The sequence below is a fragment of the Pelagibacterium montanilacus genome (genome assembly GCF_003992665.1).
Classification (GTDB): domain Bacteria; phylum Pseudomonadota; class Alphaproteobacteria; order Rhizobiales; family Devosiaceae; genus Pelagibacterium; species Pelagibacterium montanilacus.
The window spans coordinates 43,484-58,066 of the sequence record NZ_RZMX01000059.1 but is presented as its reverse complement, the minus strand read 5'-3'; the positions used below and the strand labels follow the sequence as shown (position 1 = coordinate 58,066).

Sequence of the window (14,583 nt, the reverse complement as noted above, 5' to 3'; positions counted from 1 at the left end):
TCAGCCCTTGACGGCGCCGGAGGTCAGCCCGGCAATGATATGCTTCTGGGCGGCGAAAAAGACGATCACCGTGGGCAGGATGGTGAGCGTGATGAACGCCAGGATCATCTGCCAGGCCGTGCCGTATTCGCCGCGATAGGACATGATCCCGAGTGGCCAGGGGTAATTGCTTTCCGAGGTCAGCATGATCAGCGGGATGATGTAATTGTTCCAGCTCTGCACGAAGGCAACGATGCCGACCGTGGCGATGATGGGCCGCGAAAGCGGCAGGGTGACCGCCCAGAAAAAACGGATATAGCCGCACCCGTCCACGAACGCCGCGTCGAACAGCTCGTTGGGCACGTTGCGGAAGAAATTGCGCATCAAGAGGATGCTCATGCCCAGCCCGAAGGCCACCTGCGGGAGCACGACCCCCCAATAGCTGTCGAGCAACCCCAGATCCCTCACGCGGATAAAGAGCGGCAGGATGGCCGTGGCGACCGGGAACATCAGGCCCAGCAGGAAGTAGTTGAGCAGATAGCCCGAGCCGAAAAAGCGCACATGGGCGAGGGTGAAGGCCGCCATGGCCGCCACCGCGAGGGTGAGGAAGGTGGTCCAGAACCCGATGACCAGCGAGTTCCAGAGCATGCGCCAATACCGCTCGGAAAACAGGATCTCGAGATAGTTCGCCCACTGCCATTCCGCCGGCAGCCCGAAGGGATTGGTGCGCAGATCCCCCAGCGTCTTGAAGCCGCCGAGCGCGGTGGTGACCAGAGGGATCAGGACGATGGACGCAACCAGGAACAGCGCCGCATAGGTGTAGAGCGTCCGAACGAAGCTCGAGCCGGGGCTGGACGTGTTGCGGTTGCCGGGAGGCAGTGTAGCGGTCGTATCAGTCATTGCGCATCAGGACCCGCTTGTAGGTGAAGGCAAGCACGACGCAGATCACGAACAGGACCACGCCCGCGGCACTGCCAAAGCCGACCTGCATGCGCATCACGCCATAGCTGTAAAGAAATGTGACCAGGGTTTCCGTGCTGTTGGAGGGCCCGCCTCCGGTGAGCGGCATGACGACATCGAAAAGCTGGAGCGAACCGATCACGGCAAAGAAGATGGAAAGCCTGACGGTGGGGCCAAGCAGAGGCAGCGTCACGTAACGGAATTTCTGCCAGCCGGATGCACCGTCGATATCGGCGGCCTCGAGCAGATGCTTGTCGATGGCCTGGAGCCCGGCAATGAACAGCATCATGTGGAAGCCGAAATATTTCCAGACCACCACCGCGAGCACCGCGTAGATCGCCACGTTGCGATCGGCGAGCACATAGGGTGTTTCCATGCCGAAAAAGCCGAAGATGGCGGCAAAGAGCCCGAAGTCGCCGTCGTAAACGAAGCGCCAGATCAGACCTGCCGCCACATCGGCCAGCACATAGGGGAGAAAAAAGATCAGCCGGAAGCCCACGACCCCGGGGATCTTGCGCGCCAGCAGCATGGCGAGCCAGAGCGCCAGCGGCACCTGGATGATGATCGAAACCAGCATGATCAAGCCGGTGTTCTGGAGCGCCTGACGGAAGGCGTTGTTGCGAAACAGCACCTCGAAATTGCGCAGGCCCACGAATTCCTCGGGCCGGCCATACCCGTTCCAGTTGAAGACGCTGTACCAGGCGGCCTCACCGATGGGGAGAATGACGAAGATCGTGAACAAAAGGAGCGCCGGGGGCATGAACAGCACCAGCACAGGCCAGCGCGCCGGCCCTATCGGCTCCTCACGCCGGATGGGGCGGGCGTTTTCCTTGATCTTCCTGCGAGCCGAACTGGCCCAGTTCTGCAGTGCTGTCGTCATGGCTCGGCATGCACCCGCTCAAAATCGTCGATGGGAACGACCCCCGCCGGCCTTATAGGGAGGAGTGCCGGCGGGGATCGGTTGGTCTCGGCGACGGGCCGATGCTACTGGAGCATCGCCTCGTCGGCGAGCATCTGGACGGCCTGGTCAGGCTCCATGTTGCCCGAGACGATCTCGACCGAGACGTCGTTGATCACGCGGCCGAGCGCGGGACCGAAATCCTGGTCGAAATAGTTCTGGTGCCAGGTCGATTCCGAGAGCTGGCGGGCCGATTCCTGGAGAAGCGGATCCTCGACCCCGTCCTCGGCGCCGACGGCGACCGGGATGATCATCTCGGCCTGAGCCATCTCACGCTGGCGCTCCACGCTGGTGAAGTGGCGCAGGAAGTCGAGCGTCTCGGGGGGTGCGTTGTGGGTCACCGCCCAGCCGTTGAGCCCGCCGAGCGTATCGGTGACCTGACCGACCCCGCCCTCGACTTCCGGGAAGGGGAAGCGCCCGAGATTGTCGGACGCAAGGCCCTCGCCGTCGGCTGCGTTGTTGCGCTGGTTCTGCTCTGTGTTCTCGAACCCCAGGATCATGGCGGCGCCACCGTCACCGAAAAGGCCAAGCGTCTGCGGCCAGGTGGCCGCCAGATAGCCCGGCTGGAACGGCTCGAGCGCGCCAAGGCGCGCGAGTTCCTGACCCGCCTCGACGAATGCGTCGTGCATGAAGCCTTCGCCCTCGCCGGTCTTGGCGTTGTCCACGACCTCCTGGCCGCCGATGCGCATGGCAAGGTAGCTCCAGTAGAAGTGGATCGGCCAGCGATCCCCGCCGCCACCGGCGATGGGCACATAGCCGGCTTCCTTGATGTCCTCGACCGCGCCCAGGAAGGATTCCCAGTCGGTGAGCTCGTCGGCGTTGATGCCGACGTCCTCGAAGATTTCCTTGTTGTAAAAGAAGCTGACGGTGCCCATGCGGTAGGGCACGGCCCAGATCTCGTCGTCAAAGCTCACGCCGTTGAGCGAGGCGGGAATGTAGCTGTCGGACCACTCCCCGTCATTGGCCATCATCTCCTCGGTGAGGTTCATCAGAACGCCGGTTTCCGCCTGGGCGCGCAGAACGCCGCCGCCCCAGCTGTAGAACAGGTGCGGCGCGGCATCAGACTGGAGCAGCGTCGGAAGGCGGGCCTTGAACGCCTCGTTTTCCAGGAACTGCATGGTCACGTTCACGTCCGGGTTTGCGGCGTTATACTCCTCCACCATGTCTTCCCAGACCTCGAGATAACCGGGGTCGGTCTCGATGTGCATCCAGCGCACTTCGGTCTGGGCCTGGGCGGCCCCCGTCGCGGCAAGCGATGCGATGATGGCAGATGCGCCTGACAACAGCGCGGTCCTGTACATGGTCCTTCTCACGAGCGTTTCCTCCTCTGGCTGGCTCGGTCATTATTTATTTTTTGTTACGGATAAAATAACGCCACGGACCGCTCCTCTGTCAAGGGAACGTTCCAAAAATCGCCTGCAGGCCGGATTCCGTGTTGAATGCGCAGCGGTTTGGGCCTAAACAGCGGAGGCATTTAATCCGCTATCGTTATTAAAAAAGGCGCGCAGACCCGAGAATGAAGACCGCCGATCCGGAACTCATGCGTGCGATCAATCGCTTTCACGTGCTGGACACGATCCGCCGCTACGGCCCGCTGGCGCGCGTGGAAATCTGCGAACGCACCGAGCTGTCGGCCACCACCGTGTCCGCGATCACCGCCTCCCTGCTCGATGATGGGCTGATCGAAAGCCAGAATCTGGGTGATGTCCGCAATGGCGCGCGCGGCCGCCCCCGGGTGATGCTGGCGCTGCGCGCCCAGGCGGCATTCGTGGTCGGCGTCAAGGTCTCGCGCTACCGGATCCACCTCGCGGTGACCGATTTTCAGGGCGATGTGCTTGCCGATCTGGGGCTTCCCGTCCGGCTTTCGCGCGAACCGCTCAACGTGCTCGCCTATCTGATCGAGGACGGGGTGCGCAGTTGCGTGAGCAAGGCGGGGCTGACCATCGGGCAGATCACCAGCCTGTGCGTGGCGCTGCCGGGGGTCGTGGAATACGGCACCGGGCGGGTGCGCGCGAGCCCGCTGATCGACGAGCTCGATGCCCAGCTTTCGGACGCCATGGTCGAGCGCCTGGGGGTGCCGACCTATGTGGAGAACGACGCGAACGCGGTGGCGCAGGCCGAATACTGGTTCGGGGACGCGCGCGAGTTCGAGGATTTTGCACTGGTATCACTGGAAAATGCCATCGGGCTCGCGGTGATGCATGAGGGCCAGCTTTTCCGCGGCGCATTGGGGCTTTCGCCCAATCTGGGAGACCTCGTAATGAGCGGGCCCAATGGCGCCGGCCCCACCCGGCTTTCCGAACTCGCCGAGCAGGACGCGATCATCTCCGGGAGCGCGGACGCCGACTGCCTGCGCGAAAGCGCGCGCAACGGCAAGGGCGCGGCCAAGGTGGCCGAGCGGATCGCCCGGGGCGATGGCGGGTTGCTTTCGAGCGCCAATGAGGCGGGCGCGGCGCTGGGCGTGGCGATCGCCAACATCGTGACCATGCTGGCGCCGCCGCGCATCCTTTTGGTGGGCTCGACGCTGGCGCTTGGCAACGAGGTGCTGGAAAAACTGCACGCCACCTTCGAATCCGCGATCTCGCCCGCCATGCGCGGGGTGGCCGAGATCACCGTGCACATGCCCGGCGACGACGTGTGGGCGCGCGGCGCGGCGGCGCTTGCGCTGCGCGAACTCTACGGCGCGCCCTGGTCGACGACCGGGCCGGCGCGTCACTCCATCAGGAACGGAATACAAGGGGAGACAGATGGAAAACACTGATCGCGTCGGCGTCGGCATCATCGGGTGCGGGAATATTTCGAGCGCCTACCTCAAGGCTGCGCCCAATTTCCCCATCCTCAATATCCGCGCCGTGGCCGACCTCAACCCCGACACGGCCGCCAAGCAGGCCGAGGCCTTCGGGACCCAGGCGCGGAGCGTCGAGGCGCTGCTGGCATCCGACGACATCGAGGTGATCATCAACCTCACCATCCCCCAGGCCCATGTTGAGGTCGGGATTGCGGCGCTCGAGGCGGACAAGCACGTCTATTCGGAAAAGCCGCTGGCGGTGACGTTCGCGGACGGGCAGAAGCTCGTCGCCAAGGGCGAGGAAACCGGCCTGCGCGTAGGCTGCGCGCCCGACACCTTCCTTGGGGGCAGCCACCAGACCTGCCGCAACCTCGTTGACGCGGGCGGCATGGGCCGGATCGTGGGCGGCAGCGCCTGTTTCATGTGCCCGGGCCATGAACGCTGGCACCCGAACCCCGCCTTTTACTATGCCAAGGGCGGCGGCCCGATGCTGGACATGGGGCCCTATTACGTCACCGACCTCGTCAATCTGCTCGGGCCGGTCGCCCGGGTTTCGGGCATGGGTTCGATGCTGCGCAAGACGCGCGAGATCACGAGCGAGCCGCTCAAGGGCCAGTCCATGGATGTGGACGTGCCGACCCATGTGGCCGGGCTGCTCGAATTCGTCTCGGGCGCGATCGTGCAGATCACCATGAGTTTCGACGTGGCCGGCCACCGGCACACACCCATCGAGATCTATGGCACCGACGCCAGCCTTCTGGTGCCCGATCCCAACCATTTCGGGGGCAAGATCGAGCGCATGGCCAAGGGCGGCGAATGGGAAGAGATCGCGTTCGACATGCCCTATCACGACGGCAATTTCCGCTCGCTGGGCGTGGCTGATATGGCGCACGCCATCCGCTCGGGCCGCCCGCACCGCGCCAGCGGCGCGCTGGCCCTGCATGCCCTCGAGGTGATGGAGGCAATCGGGATCGCCGGGGAAACCGGGCAGCGGATCGACATCACCACCCGACCCGAACGCCCCGCGGCGCTCAAGACAGATATCGCCGACGGCGCTATCGCCTGACACACACAATCGGAGGACAGATCAATGCGTGAAGCTCTCATCGTATGGGGCGGCTGGAGCGGCCATGAACCCGAGCAATGTGCCAACATCGTTCGCGACATGCTCGAGGAAGAGGGCTTCAAGGTCTATGTCCATGACACGACCGAAGCCTTCGCCGATCCCGGCATCAAGGACATGCATCTGATCGTGCCGGTCACGTCCATGTCCAAGATCGAAAAGGAAGAGGTCAACATGCTGACCGCCGCGGTCAAGGGCGGGGTGGGCCTGGGGGGTTTCCATGGCGGAATGTGCGACGCGTTCCGCGAGGTGCCCGAATACCAGTTCATGTGCGGGGGCCAGTGGGTCGCCCATCCGGGCGACATCATCGACTACCATGTGGACGTCACCAAGCCGGACGACCCGATCATGGAGGGGATTTCCCGCTTCCCCTACCATTCCGAGCAGTACTACATGCATGTGGACCCCTCCAACGAGGTGCTGGCCACCACGACCTTTACCGGCGAGCACGCCGAATGGATCGACGGCACGGTGATGCCGGTGGTCTGGAAGCGCCGCTACGGCCAGGGCCGCGTGTTCTTTTCCGCGCTGGGCCATATTGCCAGCGAGTTCGCCGTGCCGGAGATGAAGACCATCCTGCGCCGCGGGCTGAACTGGGCCGCACGGGAGGCCTGATATCCCGGAAAACTGCGGTCAGTGGGTGGGTCCGGAGGGCTCGTCCCTGCCCGCAAAGCTGGCGAAGGCCCTTATCATGTCGGCCATGAACTGGGGCGCTTCCACGCTCGGGATATGGCCGGCGCCCCCGATGCGCTCGAAGCGGGCGCCGGGGATGGTGCGGGCGAAATCCGCCACGAGGCCGGTCGGGGTTGCCCCGTCGGCCTCGCCCACCGCGCACAGAGTGGGCACCGCGATATCGGGCGCGTCGGCGCTGCGATCGAAATCGCGAATGGCGGCGCAACTGGCCACATAGCCCTCCACGGGCTGGCGCACCAGCATGTTGCGATAGCCGATGAATTCGGGATTGTCCGCGCTGCGGAAATCGCGCGTGAACCAGCGCTCGAGAATGCCGTCGGCAATGGCGGCGATCCCTTCGCTGCGGACCGCGGCGATGCGCGCATTCCAGAGGTCGGCATCCCCGATCCGGCCCGCTGTGCCACACAGGATCAGCGCGCGCACCAGGTCGGGGCGCGTGGCGGCGAGTTCCTGGGCGATGAGCCCGCCGATCGAAAGTCCGCAGATCAAGGTTCGGCCGAGATTTTCCCGCTCGATGAGGGCAGCGAGGTCGGCGGCATGGTCGGCCATGGTGATGGCACCCGGCCCGACGTCGGAAAGCCCGTGGCCGCGCAGATCATAGGTCAGGATTGAAAATTCACCGGCGAGCCGGACGATCACATCGCGCCAGATGCGGAAGTCGGTGCCCAGCGCGTTGATGAAGACGAGCGCGGGACGGCCCTCGGGGGCCCCGATGGTCTGATAGTGCAGGACGGTTCCGTCGCGGCGGCGCAGAAACTGCAAGATGGGGGCCCTCTTCTTGACTGGATGGCAGGAGACGCAGGGCAGAGGCCCCGGCCTGGTCGAATGGCGGTTTACCCCATGGCGGGCGGGGCCGCAAATGCGCGCAGGCTCTTATGCCATACGCTCATGATCTCATTCGCACTCATCATTTGCGGACGGCGCGCGAGCCGTTGCAGACTGGGGAGAACGCGCCCTGATCCGGAATCGCTGCCTATGAGTAAAATGAATGGCTATGCCGGGCAAATCGCCAGCCGCGTCGCGGCCCTCGACGTTTCGCTGATCGTCAAGATCAGTGAAATGGCGGCGGCCCGCAAACGGGCGGGCGAGGACATCATCTCGCTGGGGACCGGAGAGCCCGATTTCGACACGCCCGATTTCGTAAAGGACGCGGCCAAGGCCGCGATCGAGAGGGGCGAGACCAAATACACCGCCAACACCGGGACGTCCGCGCTCAAGGCTGCGATCGTTGCACGCTATGGCCGGCAGTCCATCGCCATCGACCCCAGCCAGGTGATCGCCTCGACGGGGGCCAAGCAGGTGCTGTTCAACGCCATGATGGCGACGCTCGAACCGGGCGACGAGGTGATCGTGCCTACGCCCTACTGGACGAGCTATGTGGATATCATCACGATCTGCGGCGGGGTGCCGGTCGAGGTGCCCACGCGCGGCGTGGACGGGTTCGTGATGAGCGCGGAGGCCATGGAGGCAGCGGTGACCGGGCGCACGCGCTGGCTTCTGCTCAATTCGCCTTCCAACCCATCGGGTGGTGCCTATAACCGGGCGCAATTGCGCGCGCTTCTGCCGGTGTTCGAGCGCCATGGCCAGATCGGGCTGATGTCGGACGAGATCTACGAGCACCTGGTCTACGATGATTTCGCCTTCGTTTCCGTGCTGGAGGCCCTGCCCGAGCTCGCCGAGCGCACGCTGGTGGTCAACGGGGTCTCGAAATCCCACGCCATGACCGGCTGGCGGCTGGGCTTCGGGGTCGGCCCGGCCCCGCTTGTCGCGGCGATGTCGACGGTGCAGGGACAGGCGACATCGGCGCCTTCCTCGATTTCCCAAGCCGCGGCGGTGGCGGCGCTCGAGGGACCTGCAGATGTTCTCGAGACCCGGCGGCAGGACTTTGCCCGCCGGCGCGACATTGTCGTGGCCGGGCTCAATGCCATCGACGGGTTGAACTGCCCTACCCCGCGCGGCGCGTTCTACGTCTTTCCCGATTGCAGCGGGCTTTTGGGCCGGACGACGCCCGAGGGCAAGGTCGTGGAAACCGATGCCGATCTCTGCGACTATTATCTCTCGGCGGGCGTCGCCGTGGTCCCCGGGACCGCGTTCGGCGCGCCGGGACATTTCAGGATTTCGTACGCCTACGCGCAATCGGCCCTCGAGGCCGCGCTGGGCCGGATCGCCGCGGCCAGCGCCGCGCTCAATTGACACGCAAAAAGGACAAATTGCTCCATGGCCCACTCAGACATTCTCGCCGCAGCTTTGCTGACCGATGCCGACCTCAAGGGCGGGACGCTCGAGGTGCATTCGCCCATCGACGGGGCGCTTGTGGGGTCGGTTCCGACCCATTCGGCGGGGGATGTGGAGGCGATGATCGCTACGGCCAAAGCCGCGTTCGACGCCTGGAAGCTGGTGCCGGGCCCGCGCCGGGGCGAGCTGATCCGGCTGTTCGGCGAGGAATTGCGCGCGGCCAAGGACGAGTTGGGCGCGCTGGTCACCCTTGAATGCGGCAAGATCCTGCAGGAGGGGCTGGGCGAGGTTCAGGAGATGATCGATATCTGCGATCTGGCCGTGGGCCAGTCGCGCCAGCTCTTCGGCCTGACCATCGCATCGGAACGTCCGGGCCATTCCATGCGCGAGACCTGGCATCCGCTGGGGGTGACCGGGGTGATCACCGCCTTCAATTTCCCCGTGGCGCCCTTCGCCTGGAACTTCGCGCTGGCCATCGTCTGCGGGGATCCGGTGATCTGGAAGCCATCGGAAAAGACGCCCCTGAGCGCGATCGCGACGGCCCGGATCTTCGCCAAGGCGATCGAGCGCTTCGGAGACGCGCCTGAGGGCCTCCTGCAAGTCGCGATCGGCGGCGGGGAGATCGGCGAGGTGTTGACCACCTCGAAAGACGTGCCGCTGATTTCGGCGACGGGTTCGACACGCATGGGCCGGATCGTGGGCCCCAAGGTCGCCGAGCGGTTCGGCAAGACCGTGCTCGAACTGGGCGGGAACAACGCCATGATCGTGGCGCCGTCCGCGGACCTTGAAAACGCCGTGCGCGCTATCGTCTTTTCGGCAGTGGGCACCTGCGGGCAGCGCTGCACCAGCCTGCGCCGGCTGATCGTGCATGCCGATGTGCGCGACGAGCTGGTCGAGCGGCTCAAGGGCGTCTACGCCAAGCTGCCGATCGGCGACCCGCTGGCCAAGGGCACGCTGGTCGGCCCACTGATCGATGCCGATGCGCTATCGGGCATGGAAAAGGCGCTGGACCAGGCTAGGGCCGAAGGCGGGACGGTGACCGGGGGTGGCAAGGCGCAAGGTGTGGCGGGGGGCCATTACGTGCATCCCGCGATCGTGGAGATGCCCGGGCAGACCGACATCGTGCGGCACGAGACGTTCGCGCCGATCCTTTACGTCATGACCTACACCACGCTCGATGAGGCCATCGCGCTCCAGAACGACGTGCCGCAGGGGCTGTCGAGCTGCATCTTTTCCACCGATGTGCGCGAGACCGAGACCTTCCTTTCGGCGGCGGGGTCCGATTGCGGGATCGCCAACGTCAATATCGGGCCTTCGGGCGCCGAAATCGGCGGAGCGTTCGGCGGCGAGAAGGAAACCGGTGGCGGACGCGAGAGCGGCTCGGACGCCTGGAAGGCCTATATGCGGCGCCAGACCAACACCGTGAACTACTCCCGGGCGCTGCCGCTGGCCCAGGGCATCAAGTTCGAGATCTAACCCGTTTTTGAGGGAGCCCCGTCATGGCAGACCATCTGTCTTCCAACGAAATCCGGGCCCGGTTCTGCCGGGCCATGTCGGACATGTATCGCCGGGAAGTCCCGCTTTACGGGGATCTGATGGCGCTGGTCAAAGACGTCAACGACGCGGTGATGGCGCGCGATCCGGCGCTGAAAGCCCGGCTCGAGGCGCTCGATAATCTCGAGCGCATTTCAGAGGAGCGTCACGGGGCGATCCGGCTGGGCAAGCCCGAGGAACTGGCGACGATCCGGCGGCTGTTTGCCGTGATGGGCATGGAACCGGTGGGCTATTATGACCTCTCGGTCGCCGGCATCCCGGTCCATTCCACCGCGTTCCGCCCGGTCCGTGCGGACGCGCTCAAGCGCAGCCCGTTCCGGGTGTTCACCTCGCTGCTGCGGCTCGAACTGATCGCGGACGAGGCACTGCGGGCCGAAGCCGAGGCGATCCTTGCCCGGCGCGACATTTTCACCCCCGGGGTGCGGGCGCTGATCGACAAGCACGAGGCCGAGGGCGGGCTTGATGAGGCCGATGCGGACGCCTTCATCGCCGAAGCGCTCGAAACCTTCCGCTGGCATTCGGACGCCACGGTTTCGGAGGCCACCTACCAGAAGCTGCACGATGCGCACCGGCTGATCGCGGACGTGGTGAGCTTCAAGGGCCCGCACATCAACCATCTAACCCCGCGCACGCTCGATATCGATGCGGTGCAGGCGATGATGCCCGAGCGCGGAATTACGCCCAAGGCGGTGATCGAGGGGCCGCCGCCGCGCGCCTGCCCGATCCTCTTGCGCCAGACGAGCTTCAAGGCGCTCGAAGAGCAGATCGGCTTTCTGGGCGAAGGCGGGGAGCGGGTGCCGGGGCGGCATACGGCGCGGTTCGGGGAGATCGAGCAGCGCGGCGTGGCGCTGACCCCCAAAGGCCGCGCGCTTTACGACGCCCTGCTGGACAAGGCGCGCGGACTGGCCCAGCCCAAGGCGGACGGGTCCAACACCGAGGCCTATATGGCCGCGCTCGGGGAGGTGTTTGCCCCCCTGCCCGACGATTACGCCGCACTGCGCGCCGAGGGGCTGGCCTATTTCCACTATTTCCTCACCGCGAAAGGCGAGGCGGCGGGCGACGGGCTTTCGGGCGATATCGAGGCGCTGATCGCGAGCGGGCATGTGGGCTTTGACCCGCTGGTCTATGAAGATTTCCTGCCGGTGTCGGCAGCGGGGATCTTCCAGTCCAATCTCGGGGACAACGCCGCCGGCGACAGCATGGCGGGCTCGAACCGAGCGGTGTTCGAGGACGCGCTGGGCGCCTCGGTGCCCGACGAGTTCTCGATCTACCAGGCGCTGGAAGACGCGTCGATCGCGGCGGTGACGTCCCGGATCGGGCCCAGGCACGCGCAGGCGGCCAAGCGCGCGCAGGCGAGCTAGGGCGGCTTTGGCAGCACCTCTCGCACGGATGCAGACCGGCCTTGATCGCTTTTTTGCCGCGCTTGAGGAGGCAGGCTTTGCCGGCGGTATCGAGACCGGGTTCGGGGCGCGCGAAGTGCTGGCGACCGATAATTCGGTCTATCGGGTCCGGCCCGAAGCGGTGCTGTTTCCCACATGCGCAGCCGACATCGAAGCTGCGGGACGGGCGCTGGCCCGATGCGGAGACGATGCTCCGGCGCTGGTGGCGCGCGGCGCGGGCACGGGCACCAATGGACAAGCGCTGACGTCGGGCGTGGTGCTGGACACCTCGCGGCACATGCGCGCCATCCTCGATTTCGACGCCGGGCGCGGTGAGGTGAGCGTGGAGCCGGGCGTGGTTCTCGACCAGCTCAACGCCTTCCTTGCGCCCCATGGCTGGTTTTTCCCGCCCATGGTGTCGACCTCCTCGCGGGCGAGCATCGGGGGCATGGTCTCGACGGACGCCTCGGGCAAGGGCTCGCGCCATTACGGGCGGACTTCAGACTATATCGAGGCGCTCGATCTGGTTTTGGCCGATGGCAGCTCAGTCACCGTCTCGCCGATGGATGGCGCCCAGACCCGGGCCGCTGCGGCACGCGAGGACCGGCTGGGCGCAATCGCGGCTACGGTGCTGGAGGCGCTGGAGGGCTCCAAGGCGCAGTTCGCGGACGTCTTTCCCGCCATGAACCGGGGGCTGACCGGCTACAACCTCCAGCAGGCGCTGCGGCCCGATGGCGGGCTGGACCTGTGCAAGATCATCGCCGGGTCCGAAGGCACGCTGGCGCTGATCTCCAGGATCACGCTGCGGCTGGCCCGCAAGCCTGCCCGAAGCGGGGTGCTCGCTGTGTTTTACGCCGATTTCACCGCCGCGCTGCGCCATGTGCCCCGGCTGGTGGAGGCCGATCCGCTGGCGGTGGAGATCCTGGACGACAAGGTGCTGGCCCTGGCGCGCACCGATCCGGTGTGGTCGGAACTGGGCGCGCTGTTCGGCACGCTGCCGGGGACGGTGGGCGCGGTCAATTTCGTAGAGGTGACGGGCGAGACAGCCGCCGAGGTCGAAGACAAACTGGCCCGGGTGGCCGATCACATCGAAGGCGACAGCGCGCCCTCCATGGTCCGCGCGATGACCGATCCGGCGTCGATCCGGGCGGCGTGGTCGCTGCGCTCGAAAGCCGTCGGGCTGCTGGGTGGGCTCGAAGGCCGGCGCAAGGCGGTGGCCTTTGTGGAGGACACGGCGGTGCCGCCCGAGGCGCTGGCCGCGTATGTCGCCGCGTTCAGGGCTCTGCTCGACCGGCACGGGGTGGATTACGGGATGTTCGGGCACGCGGATGTGGGCTGCCTGCATGTGCGCCCGACGCTGGACATGACCGATGCGGCGGACCGGGCGCTGATCCGGACGATTTCCGACGAGGTGGTGGCGCTGACTCGCGCCCATGGCGGGCTGCTCTGGGGCGAGCACGGGCGCGGGGTGCGCGGGGAATATCTCGAGGCGGTGTTCGGTCCGGAGCTTTATCCCGTGGTGCGGCGGATCAAGGCGGTGTTCGATCCGGGCAACAGGCTCAACCCCGGCAAGCTGGCAACGCCCGAAGGCAGCACCGAGCGGGTCGTGCGGATCGACGAGGTGCCGTTCCGGGGCGCGCTGGACGAGACGATCGCGCCCGAGGGTCAGGCCGATTTCGCCGGAGCGATCGCGTGCAACGGCAATGGGGCGTGCCATGACTGGGACCCCGAGGCGCCAATGTGCCCCTCCTACAAGGCGACGCGGGACAAGACCCAATCGCCCAATGGCCGGGCCGCGCTGTTCCGCGCCTGGGCGCGTGAGCCGAGCGCAGAGACTGAGGCAGCGCTCAAGACCAGTCTCGACACGTGCCTGTCGTGCCGGGCCTGCGCCTCGGGCTGCCCGGTCAAGGTCGATATCCCGACCATGAAATCCCGGTTCCTCGATGCCTATCACGCGCGCCACGCCCGGCCTCTGCGCGACCATCTCGTGCGCTGGATGGAGCCGGCGATGCTGCTCGCGCGGCGCGTGCCGGGGCTCTTCAACCGTCTGGCCGGCTCGGGACCGGGCAAGCGGGCGCTGCGGGCCGTGGGTCTCGTGGACGTGCCCGCCTTCGCGGTGACGACGCTCGAAGCGCGACTGAAGGCTGAGGGGATCGCGCGGCTGACGGCGGACAGCGTGGTGGACGCGCGGAGCGTGATCATCGTGCCCGACAGTTTTCTCGCGAGCTTTGATCCCGGGCCCGTCGTCGCGGCGGCGCGGGTGATCGCGGCGCTGGGACTTGATCCGCTGGTTGCGGAGGTGGTGGCCAATGGCAAGGGGCTGGAGGTGGGCGGTTTCGCGAGGGAATATGGGCGCGAGAAGGCCCGGCACCACGCGCGGCTTGCCGCCTGTGCCCGGCGTGGGGTGCCGGTGGTGGGGATCGAGCCGGCGACGACGCTTCAGGCGCGCAGCGAGGGGGCGAGGTTTCTCCTGCCCATCGCCGAATTTCTCGAGGCGCTGGACGTTCCAGCGGGCGTGCGCGCAGCGAAGGCGGCCAGCCATACGCTTCTGGTGCACTGCACCGAGCGGTCCGCCGATCCGGGCGCGGGGCCGCGCTGGCGCCGGGTCATGGAGCGGTTCGGGATCACCGTCGCGCCGCGCGAGGTGGGATGCTGCGGGATGAGCGGGCTCTTCGGGCACGAGGCCGAGCATGCCGGGTTGTCGAAGTCCATTTTCGAGCTTTCCTGGGCCGAGGCGGTCGCCGAGGGCAACGCCACGGCGACGGGATTTTCCTGCCGATGCCAGAGCAAGCGGATGGCCGGGGCCGCCCTGCCCCACCCGATCGAGGTGCTGGCCGACGCGATCGCGCCCGGGGCGCAAAGCCATGGATGACGAGGAAGGCCAGAGGCTGCTAGAAGGTCGCCAGAGGTTCAA

Annotated in this window: 11 protein-coding genes; 7 read left to right on the top strand and 4 right to left on the bottom strand. The window is 66.2% G+C overall.

Annotated features, from left to right (window positions below; translation table 11 throughout):
* From EO136_RS16350 to EO136_RS16340, 3 genes are all read right to left on the bottom strand, one after another.
* Window positions 1-879, bottom strand: coding sequence for a carbohydrate ABC transporter permease (locus tag EO136_RS16350; protein WP_127145457.1), 879 nt, complete (start codon window positions 877-879; stop codon window positions 1-3).
* Window positions 872-1,819 (bottom strand): carbohydrate ABC transporter permease, encoded by a 948-nt coding sequence (locus tag EO136_RS16345; RefSeq protein ID WP_127145456.1) that lies wholly within the window; start codon window positions 1,817-1,819, stop codon window positions 872-874. Before EO136_RS16345 ends, EO136_RS16350 begins: the two co-directional genes overlap by 8 nt.
* A 104-nt stretch (window positions 1,820-1,923) precedes the next feature.
* On the bottom strand, window positions 1,924-3,198 hold the full coding sequence (locus EO136_RS16340; RefSeq protein ID WP_127145856.1) for an ABC transporter substrate-binding protein: 1,275 nt from the start codon (window positions 3,196-3,198) through the stop codon (window positions 1,924-1,926).
* Window positions 3,199-3,413: 215 nt separating this feature from the next.
* Here EO136_RS16340 and EO136_RS16335 point away from each other — a divergent pair, with 215 nt between their 5' ends.
* Genes EO136_RS16335 through EO136_RS16325 form a run of 3 tightly spaced genes read left to right on the top strand, consistent with a single transcriptional unit; the run spans window position 3,414 to window position 6,423 of the window.
* Window positions 3,414-4,658, top strand: a complete 1,245-nt coding sequence (locus EO136_RS16335) for an ROK family transcriptional regulator (RefSeq protein WP_127145455.1) — start codon at window positions 3,414-3,416, stop codon at window positions 4,656-4,658.
* A complete protein-coding gene (locus EO136_RS16330; protein WP_127145454.1) occupies window positions 4,645-5,751 on the top strand; it encodes a Gfo/Idh/MocA family protein in 1,107 nt (368 codons plus the stop codon). The genes EO136_RS16335 and EO136_RS16330 overlap by 14 nt, the downstream gene beginning before the upstream one ends.
* Before the next feature lie 24 nt (window positions 5,752-5,775).
* The gene (locus EO136_RS16325; RefSeq protein ID WP_127145453.1) at window positions 5,776-6,423 is read left to right on the top strand and encodes a ThuA domain-containing protein; all 648 of its coding nucleotides are present in this window, start codon (window positions 5,776-5,778) and stop codon (window positions 6,421-6,423) included.
* An 18-nt stretch (window positions 6,424-6,441) separates the two neighbouring features.
* Here EO136_RS16325 and pcaD read toward each other — a convergent pair whose 3' ends face one another.
* Complete coding sequence (gene pcaD / locus EO136_RS16320; protein ID WP_127145452.1) at window positions 6,442-7,263, bottom strand: 3-oxoadipate enol-lactonase; 822 nt, start codon at window positions 7,261-7,263, stop codon at window positions 6,442-6,444.
* Between the two features lie 213 nt (window positions 7,264-7,476).
* On the opposite strand from pcaD, the gene EO136_RS16315 reads away from it, so the two are divergent.
* From EO136_RS16315 to EO136_RS16300, 4 genes are read left to right on the top strand one after another with little or no spacing between them, the layout of a single operon-like run.
* Window positions 7,477-8,694, top strand: a complete 1,218-nt coding sequence (locus tag EO136_RS16315; RefSeq protein ID WP_127145451.1) for a pyridoxal phosphate-dependent aminotransferase — start codon at window positions 7,477-7,479, stop codon at window positions 8,692-8,694.
* Window positions 8,695-8,718: 24 nt separating this feature from the next.
* Window positions 8,719-10,212, top strand: coding sequence for an L-piperidine-6-carboxylate dehydrogenase (gene amaB, locus EO136_RS16310; RefSeq protein ID WP_127145450.1), 1,494 nt, complete (start codon window positions 8,719-8,721; stop codon window positions 10,210-10,212).
* A gap of 23 nt (window positions 10,213-10,235) precedes the next feature.
* Window positions 10,236-11,651, top strand: a complete 1,416-nt coding sequence (hglS, locus tag EO136_RS16305) for a 2-oxoadipate dioxygenase/decarboxylase HglS (RefSeq protein ID WP_127145449.1) — start codon at window positions 10,236-10,238, stop codon at window positions 11,649-11,651.
* Window positions 11,652-11,679: 28 nt separating this feature from the next.
* Window positions 11,680-14,541 carry an FAD-binding and (Fe-S)-binding domain-containing protein gene (locus EO136_RS16300; RefSeq protein ID WP_127145448.1) on the top strand — a complete coding sequence of 954 codons (2,862 nt, stop codon included), beginning with the start codon at window positions 11,680-11,682 and terminating at the stop codon, window positions 14,539-14,541.
* Window positions 14,542-14,583 lie beyond the last annotated feature (42 nt).

Coding starts and splice junctions, on each gene's coding strand:
- EO136_RS16350 (WP_127145457.1), bottom strand. CDS start 879: ATGACTGATACGACCGCTACACTGCCTCCCGGCAACCGCAACACGTCC.
- EO136_RS16345 (WP_127145456.1), bottom strand. CDS start 1,819: ATGACGACAGCACTGCAGAACTGGGCCAGTTCGGCTCGCAGGAAGATC.
- EO136_RS16340 (WP_127145856.1), bottom strand. CDS start 3,198: ATGTACAGGACCGCGCTGTTGTCAGGCGCATCTGCCATCATCGCATCG.
- EO136_RS16335 (WP_127145455.1), top strand. CDS start 3,414: ATGAAGACCGCCGATCCGGAACTCATGCGTGCGATCAATCGCTTTCAC.
- EO136_RS16330 (WP_127145454.1), top strand. CDS start 4,645: ATGGAAAACACTGATCGCGTCGGCGTCGGCATCATCGGGTGCGGGAAT.
- EO136_RS16325 (WP_127145453.1), top strand. CDS start 5,776: ATGCGTGAAGCTCTCATCGTATGGGGCGGCTGGAGCGGCCATGAACCC.
- EO136_RS16315 (WP_127145451.1), top strand. CDS start 7,477: ATGAGTAAAATGAATGGCTATGCCGGGCAAATCGCCAGCCGCGTCGCG.
- amaB (WP_127145450.1), top strand. CDS start 8,719: ATGGCCCACTCAGACATTCTCGCCGCAGCTTTGCTGACCGATGCCGAC.
- hglS (WP_127145449.1), top strand. CDS start 10,236: ATGGCAGACCATCTGTCTTCCAACGAAATCCGGGCCCGGTTCTGCCGG.
- EO136_RS16300 (WP_127145448.1), top strand. CDS start 11,680: ATGCAGACCGGCCTTGATCGCTTTTTTGCCGCGCTTGAGGAGGCAGGC.